Source organism: Mycobacterium sp. (genome assembly GCF_019247615.1).
Lineage (GTDB): Bacteria > Actinomycetota > Actinomycetes > Mycobacteriales > Mycobacteriaceae > Mycobacterium.
Genome location: NZ_JAFBAT010000274.1, coordinates 1 through 7,214, shown reverse-complemented (window position 1 = coordinate 7,214; position 7,214 = coordinate 1). Strand labels below are relative to the sequence as shown.

Genomic DNA, 7,214 nt, shown 5'->3' with positions numbered 1-7,214 from the left:
CCGGTCGAGTTTCCAGGCCACTACCCCATCGAAACCCGGGTAGCGGTTCTTGAGCCAGTCGCCGAACTGTGGCGTGTCGAACGGGGACAGCTTCCCGGACACGTCGATGTCTTCGGCCCACCCCACGATGGTGTGGCCATGAAGCTGGGACCACCGAGTGATGATCTCGCGTTGGCGCTCCACGCTGGTGGATTCGTCACTGAACACTGACAGCCGGATACGGGCAAGGAATCGCATGTGACCAGCATAGACCTGTGTCGGAATTGGTGCAAAGCGGTCCATCGGGCGGTATCCGAAACGTGGGTGATCGTGTGCCCCGGCCCTGTCATACGTTGCGTTATAGCATTCGCCCTACTGGCCGGCCTTCCCGCCGGCGAGCCAGGCGGCGGTTACCACGCGAGTCTGGGGCGGCGGAAGGTTGGCGTCGGGTGTGCCGAGCTGACCCACCTTGACCGTCCACGCCGGCGACGAGCGGTCGATGCAACTGCCGGCGCCTTGGCTGGGAAGCCATAGCACCGCGAGGTGCGCGCCGCTGCCGCTGCAGCTGTAGGCGCCCTCGTAGCCGTCGGCGCGCAAGCCCCAAGCGCCCCCATTGCGAAGCAGGCAATGCGTTCCGTCGTCGAGGGCCAGCGCGAACGGGTCGGGTGTCGCAATTGGCCGGACGGGCGGGAGCGAGCCGTCGTAGCTCACCCGGTGCAGGCGCTTGTCCCACGGATCGTCGATGCACAACAGCGAGCCGCGCGTCGACGGCCAACAGGTGCCGGCACCCGCCGCGCTGGGCGAGCAGTAATAGACGTTGTCGGCCACGGCCGACGGCGAGGGGGTGCTGCAGTCGCTGACCGCGAAGACGTTGCCCGCCGGCGGCGACTCCTGGTAACCGTTGATCGGTTGGCCGTCGGCGCCGACGGCTACCGCGGTGATCACCTGTGTGGGCGCCGGGTCCGCAGGTGCCGAACCCATCGGCGAAAAAAGCGCCATCGTCATCATGACGGTCGAAACCACGACAAACCGCAACGAACCCACCTCGCTAACACTTCCGCACGCCGGCTCTCTTTTGAAGGGCCGGCCGCAAAGCGGTCCACCCCATTCGGGCCCGGTGCGCCGACACTCTTTGCTCAGGCGGTGGGGCCCGTCACGCCTGTGTTACCAATTGCGCTGTCCCCCAGTAATTTTGGTGCCTATTGCCCCGAGGTGCCCAGTCCGGTACCGTGCGCTCATGGCTGATCGGAACCGCCGCTTCCTCCTGCGCGAACGGCCGTCGGGGCGCATCGGACCCAACACCTTCGAGCTGAGTGAGGAGGCGGTGCCCGAGGTCGGCGACGGCGAGGCCCTGGTCCGCGTCGATTGGATCTCGCTCGATCCCACCAACCGCGCGTGGATCAACGACACACCGACCTACCTGCCGCCGGTCAGCATCGGCGAGGTGATGCGCGGCGGCGGCCTGGGCGAGGTGATCGCGTCGAAGAATCCCAACTACGCCGTCGGTCAGACCGTGCAGGGACTCGTCGGCTGGCAGGAGTACGCGGTCGCCTCCGACTCGAATCCCTTGTTCCCGGTCGACGTCGCCGAGGGGGTGTCGCCGAGCGTCTACATGGGCGCGCTCGGCATGACGGGGCTCACCGCGTGGGTCGGGATCCGCGACATCGGCAAGCCACGGCCGGGCGAGACGGTCGTCGTGTCGGCCGCGGCCGGCGCCGTCGGCTCCGTCGCCGGGCAGCTCGCCAAGGCCGATGGCGCGCGTGTCGTCGGAATTGCCGGCGGCCCCGAAAAGTGTGCGTTGCTGACCGAGCGGCTCGGCTTCGACGCCGCGGTCGACCACCGTGCCGATGACTGGCCCGACCAACTAACCGCCGCGACGCCCGATGGTATCGACGTCGACTTCGAGAACGTCGGTGGCGACATCATGGACGCGATCTTCGCGCGTCTCAACATCCGCGCGCGGGTCGCGCTGTGCGGTCTGATCTCCGGTTACAACTCGCCTGAACCGCCTCCCGGACCGCGCGGCTTCGCGACCCTGCTCGTCCAGCGAGCGACCGTGCAGGGCTTCATCGTCCTCGATCACTTCGGCCGCGCACCCGAGGCGATCCGCGAGATCGCCGGCCTGATGGCCGAGGGCAGGCTCACGCCGCTGGAGACCGTCGTCGAGGGCTTCGAGCAGCTACCGACTGCGATCAACCTGCTGTTCGACGGCAAGAACGTCGGCAAGCTCGTCGTCAAGACGTCGGGCTAGCGCGCGGACGTCAGGAACTATGCCCGATTCCGTTGTCCCGCAATTACATCGGGAGTTGGCCAATCGCCATATCCAGCTGATTGCGATCGGAGGCGCGATCGGCACGGGGCTGTTCATGGGGTCGGGCAAGACGATCTCCGCGGCCGGCCCGGCGGTCCTGGTGGTGTACGGGATCATCGGGTTCTTCGTGTTCTTCGTCCTGCGGGCCATGGGCGAGTTGCTGTTGTCGAACCTGAACTACAAGTCGTTCGTCGACTTCTCGGCCGATTTGTTGGGCCCCGCCGCGGGCTTTTTTGTGGGCTGGTCGTACTGGTTTGCCTGGGTTGTCACCGGCATCGCGGAAATCGTGGCGATCACCGGATACACGAAATTCTGGTGGCCCGGGTTGCCGGCGTGGGTGCCGGCACTGGTCACGGTCGGACTGATCCTCGCCGTCAACCTGTTCGGCGTTCGTAACTTCGGGGAGGCCGAGTTCTGGTTCGCCTTGATCAAGGTCATCGCGATCGTGTGCTTCATCGTCGTCGGCGCCGTGCTGGTGGCATCCGGCTTCGTTTCGCCCCAAGGTCACCGCGCGACGGTCGAAAACCTCTGGAACGACGGTGGATTCTTCGCTACCGGATTCCTGGGCATGGTCGGCGGGTTTCAGATCGCGTTCTTCGCTTTCGTCGGTGTGGAACTCGTCGGCAGCGCAGCCGCGGAGACTATGAACCCGCGCCGCACCCTCCCCCGCGCCATCAATGCCGTCCCGCTTCGTGTCGCGATCTTCTATATCGGTGCCCTGCTGGCAATCCTCACCGTCGTCCCCTGGCGGCAGTTCCCCAGCGGGGAGTCGCCGTTCGTGATGATGTTCTCCTTCGCGGGCCTCGGTGCTGCGGCATCGATCGTCAATTTCGTCGTGATCACCGCGGCGGCGTCCTCGGCCAACTCCGGGGTCTTCTCCACGGGCCGCATGCTTTTCGGTCTGGCGGAAGAAGGCAGCGCCCCACTGCCCTTCCGCCGGCTGAACCGCGGTGGCGTTCCGGCGCGCGGTGTGTGGCTGACGGCGGCGCTGCTGCTGACGGCCATTCCGTTGCTCTACGTCGGCGGCTCGGTACTGGGCGCTTTCACGCTCGTGACGACCGTTTCCGCGCTGTTGTTCATGTTCGTGTGGACGATGATCGTCGTCAGCTACCTCGTTTATCGTCGCCGGCACGCGCAGCGTCATGCCGAGTCGGCCTACAAGATGCCCGCCGGTTCGGTGATGTGCTGGGCGATCCTCGCCTTCTTCGTCTTCGTGGTCTGGACGCTGACAACCCAGGGGGAAACCGCTGTCGCGTTGGCCTGGTTCCCGCTGTGGTTCGTGGTCCTCACCGCCGGCTGGCTCATCGTTCGGCGCCGGCCGGGTCGCGCGCAGCGGTACCGACAGTTTCAGGCCGAGATGGGTCACCCCGGCGAAGAAGACGCCGAGACCACCGCGCCAGCCGCCTGAATCCGCTTTGTTGGGATCGGTAGTCGGCCGGACGGCCTGTACTTGGCGCAACGAGCCGCCAAGCAGGCGGTGCCCCACGAAAGGAACCCAGCAAATGAAACTCGTACCCACCCCCATCGAAGAGCAGATCAACCGCGTCGACCGGCAGCGCAGCCTGTACATCGGGATAGCCGCGGGCCTGATCGCGCTGTGGAGCGTGTACCGCTTGATCTGGGCGCTGTACATCGGGATGACGTTTGGTTGGTTGTTCGGATCGATGGTCTTCTCGATCGTGCTGTGGGGTGTGATCGGTGCCGTGGCGGGATTCGCCGCCGTCGGATTCCTCACCCGCTACCAAAGGGGCTCATAAACACCTGCCGAGCGTCGGGTTGTTGCGGCGATTTCCCGCTTAGGTTCAAGGGGTCGCCGCAACGACTCGACGTTGGGCCAGCAACATGGGGGCGCCACCACAAGTCGACGGCCGGCGCGGTTTCGTCATGCGCCGACCAGCTCCGGGTGGAACGTGGCTGCCATGCGGCGAACCCCTTCTTGCCAGTCGACCGTCGTGCCGCCGACAAGCTCGTGCATCCGGGTCACGTCGGTGGGGTTGCCCCGCAACGCGTGCTCGCTCTCCTCGAACACCGGCTCCTTACCGACGAGCGAACCGAGGTAGCGACACCACTCCTGCAGGCTCACGGTCTGGTCGCCGCACCAGTTGACCGTCACCGCCGGGACCGACGCCACCTCGAGCAGCCTGGGCAGGGTCGCAATGATGTCGTCTTCATGGATCGGGTTGTACAGGGCCGGTCCGCCGGGCGGTACGGGGATCGGGATGCCGGCCAAGATCATCTCCAGGTGGTAGTACGGCCAGCCGCCATTGTCGCCGTAGGGGACGTTGAGGCGGGCGATCGTGGTGGAAACGCCCAGAGCGCGCGCCATCGAGCGCGCCACGATCTCCCCGGCGATCTTGGAGATCGAGTACGTGGGGAACAGGAACTTGTGATTGTCGCCCAGGCCGGTCCGTTCGGTGCGGGGTTCGTCGCCGGGCGGGTCGTAAACCGCCGCCGACGAGCAGTGCAGGAACGCCTTCACGCCCCGGCAGTGCGCCATCAGCAGTCCGACCGCCTCCGCATTGGCCGCCAGGTCCTTGTTCCAGTTTCCGCTCTTGGCCACCGCCAGATTGAGGACGTAGTCGAAGTCGGTTGGCAGACAGGTGAAGTCACCGGCGGCCAGGTTGACCTGCTGGCAGTGAACGCCCGCCTGCTCGAGGCTTTCCCTCGCCGCCGCGTTGGTAAAGCGAGCGATGCCCCACACCTCGTTGTCGGCCGCGAGGGCCGTTGCGATGGGCATCGCAAGTTGACCGGTCGGACCGGTTATCAGGATCTTGGACCCGCGCATGCGCTGATGGTAGGCGACCACTAGGCGACCACCAAGGGGCATCGTTCTCGGTCCCGCAGGTTTACGGCGGTGCTGGCCACACGCCGACGTCTCGTTACAGCGAACGCTCAGGCGGTGGGCGGCTCTTTCTCGGCCTCGGCGGACTTGTCGGAGCGCTGAACATACGCCGCATCGCGCACTGCGGCATGGGATTCGAGGGCAGCGCCCAGGGCACCCCCTACCATCGCCAACGAACAAGTCAGCCAAGCCAATTCGAGATAATCTCGAAGAGATGCCGAATGGCCCACGGCGTCACGGAATACCTTCGGCACCACAAACCAGAATGCTGCCAGCAACGCCAGTAGGAAGAGCGCTCCGTACAGTACGGCCACCCCGATGACGACGGTCAACACGGTCGCGATGTTGAACAGCAGCACCTGCTTGCGCGACCCGGGTGAAGTCACCGGCTCCCACAACTCACCCCCGATGATCAGCGTCGCGCTGGTGGCGCCGATCGACAAGACACCCGTGCCGGCCAGTCGCAGCCCATCGAAGGCGTCGCACAGCCGCCAGATGTCGGAGGTCACCAGGGCGAGAATCCCCACGGCCGCCGCCCCGGTCAATGCACGAGACAACCGCAGGGACAACCGCCACGGCTGATTGGCCGCCACCATCCCGCCGAGGAGCACCAGATTGCCCGTCAGTACGCGCGCGGTGTAAGCGAACGCTCCCTCGGCCGGGTCCGTGCCCAACTCCCGCACCCGCTCCACCCACAATCGCCGAGCCGGGCGACGTAAACCGTCCGACTCAGCGCCGCGGTGCTGCTCGAATCCGATCAACCGCTCCAGCAGACGCACGATCGTCTCGCGGATCCGCTGTCGTGCCCCCAGGGCACCCAGTGCGGGCACCGAAATGGTCGCCACATTGCGCACCGGATTGGCGTGCGCCACCACCGGGCGCCGGTGGACATGCAACGGAAGATCGGTGAGACACACCGCGACGTCCCAGCCGTGCTCAAGCATCACCCTGCGAGCCGCGTCCGCGATGGCGGCGTCGCCGGCCGGTGGCTGTACCAAGCGGTCTTCCACTACTTCGACGCACCACCGGGCCCCCGGTAGTCGTCGCTCGAGTTCCTCGCTGAGCCCGCCGTCGGCCAGTTCGCGGGCAAGCCAGAACGCGGGACCTGGCGCCCCGACCAGACCTAGCACGATGTGCGCACCCTCAACGGCGTGTGCTGAGTCAGTCGCAGGCACCATGCATCCATCGTGTCATGCAGCCGCACGCACTGCCGATGTCCTTGTGGCAGAGCTCACTTCACGCGTTCGACGAGCAATCGCGACGGCCGTGGCGGATTGTGAGTCCGAACTCCGCGGGAACGAATTCGATGACCTGTGGGTTGTCGATCATCCGGCGGACAATGCCGTCGTTTTCCACCGAGAACCAATCGTGGTAGGCGTCATTGCGGCGGACGTGCGCATTGATCGTCGCGGTCATCGCCGGAATGTCAAAACGCCGGGAATCTCCCACGCCACCACCATCAGGCGAGGCAGCGGCGTGCCCTTCGCCTTGCTGTCGGAAGCCGCCCGCAGGTGACGAATCCGCTGGTAACTGGGGGCCGATTGCTTCGGCGCGGGTTCCGGGCCGCATCCCGTGCCACGGGTGAGGCCGTCCACGTGGTCACCGACCGTCGCCCGGCTGCCATCCCTTGATGCTGCCCAGTGAGACCATTTCCCCGTCCCTGTCTGTTCAATGCCGCAGTGATCCCGCGTGGCGGCAGGACGGTTTACTGGCTGTTCGCGAATTTCCTTCGCGCTAGCGATAATTGGACCGTTGCGCCGCCATGCGCGGTGTATTCGGCGAAATAAGCGGCGATTACCCGCTTTTGCGCATTGTGCTCAGGGGCGTGCCCGCCCGTGGCGGGGCTCTGCGACGCCTCGAAGAGGCGCACAGACGCGCATCGAAGCCATAGAATTGGTCCGACGTTCAGGGCGGACGGACCCCTGGTGAACACTTGGGCCGGCAGCGTTACAGGAGCAGTCTGCACATGGAATCGATGTCAATTGATCCGGCCGCGGCCGTCGTCGGATCCGAGTTGGTCGCTGTTGCGAGCCGCGCGCTGGGCGCGGGCGGCACGGCGCTGCCCGTGTTGACAGGCTTGGC

General features: G+C 66.0%; 8 protein-coding genes. 3 read left to right on the top strand and 5 right to left on the bottom strand.

Annotated elements, in window-relative coordinates; all coding sequences use genetic code 11:
- Together JO059_RS19090 and JO059_RS19085 are read right to left on the bottom strand one after the other, a co-directional pair.
- On the bottom strand, positions 1 to 237 hold a 237-nt coding region (locus JO059_RS19090), incomplete at its 3' end, for a recombinase family protein (RefSeq protein WP_293321557.1).
- Between the two features lie 114 nt (positions 238 to 351).
- Positions 352 to 987, bottom strand: coding sequence for a hypothetical protein (locus JO059_RS19085; RefSeq protein WP_366516242.1), 636 nt, complete (start codon positions 985 to 987; stop codon positions 352 to 354).
- 229 nt (positions 988 to 1,216) lie between these two features.
- Here JO059_RS19085 and JO059_RS19080 point away from each other — a divergent pair, with 229 nt between their 5' ends.
- The 3 genes from JO059_RS19080 (at position 1,217) to JO059_RS19070 (ending at position 4,047) form a co-directional block, all read left to right on the top strand.
- Entirely contained in the window at positions 1,217 to 2,230 is a 1,014-nt protein-coding gene (locus JO059_RS19080) for an NADP-dependent oxidoreductase (protein WP_293321553.1), read from the top strand.
- Between the two features lie 19 nt (positions 2,231 to 2,249).
- The gene (locus tag JO059_RS19075) at positions 2,250 to 3,698 is read left to right on the top strand and encodes an amino acid permease (protein ID WP_293321551.1); all 1,449 of its coding nucleotides are present in this window, start codon (positions 2,250 to 2,252) and stop codon (positions 3,696 to 3,698) included.
- A 94-nt stretch (positions 3,699 to 3,792) separates the two neighbouring features.
- Positions 3,793 to 4,047, top strand: a complete 255-nt coding sequence (locus tag JO059_RS19070; protein WP_293321550.1) for a hypothetical protein — start codon at positions 3,793 to 3,795, stop codon at positions 4,045 to 4,047.
- A 125-nt stretch (positions 4,048 to 4,172) separates the two neighbouring features.
- On the opposite strand, the gene JO059_RS19065 is transcribed toward JO059_RS19070, so the two are convergent.
- From JO059_RS19065 to JO059_RS19055, 3 genes are all read right to left on the bottom strand, one after another.
- Complete coding sequence (locus JO059_RS19065; protein ID WP_293321548.1) at positions 4,173 to 5,075, bottom strand: NAD(P)-dependent oxidoreductase; 903 nt, start codon at positions 5,073 to 5,075, stop codon at positions 4,173 to 4,175.
- Positions 5,076 to 5,182: 107 nt separating this feature from the next.
- Positions 5,183 to 6,310, bottom strand: coding sequence for a hypothetical protein (locus tag JO059_RS19060; protein WP_293321546.1), 1,128 nt, complete (start codon positions 6,308 to 6,310; stop codon positions 5,183 to 5,185).
- A 58-nt stretch (positions 6,311 to 6,368) separates the two neighbouring features.
- Positions 6,369 to 6,548 (bottom strand): hypothetical protein, encoded by a 180-nt coding sequence (locus JO059_RS19055; RefSeq protein WP_293321544.1) that lies wholly within the window; start codon positions 6,546 to 6,548, stop codon positions 6,369 to 6,371.
- Positions 6,549 to 7,214 lie beyond the last annotated feature (666 nt).